We start from the raw sequence: 265 nt of genomic DNA, 5'->3' as shown, positions 1-265 counted from the left end.
TAACCACGATTCTCTCGATCACCTTAGTATTCTCTACCTGACTACCTGTGTCGGTTTCGGGTACGAGCGGATCAAACCTCACGCCGATGCTTTTCTCGACAGCATAGGATCACCGGATCACCCCACCAAAAGTGGGATGCCCATCAGCTCTCACCCTTATATGCCAGACGGATTTACCTACCTGACGGGCTACCACCTTAGACCACGACAACCACCGCGCGGCCCGGCTACCTTCCTGCGTCACACCACACGCTCACCTACACAC

Annotated in this window: 1 rRNA gene; it reads right to left on the bottom strand. The window is 55.1% G+C overall.

The window, feature by feature from the left end:
- Positions 1 to 265 (bottom strand): 23S ribosomal RNA (locus tag NQ038_RS15240); the annotation flags it as partial.

It is taken from the genome of Brevibacterium sp. 50QC2O2, assembly GCF_024580675.1.
Lineage (GTDB): Bacteria > Actinomycetota > Actinomycetes > Actinomycetales > Brevibacteriaceae > Brevibacterium > Brevibacterium moorei.
Note: the sequence above shows the minus strand (reverse complement) of the source record. Positions and strands in the feature narration are given on the sequence as shown.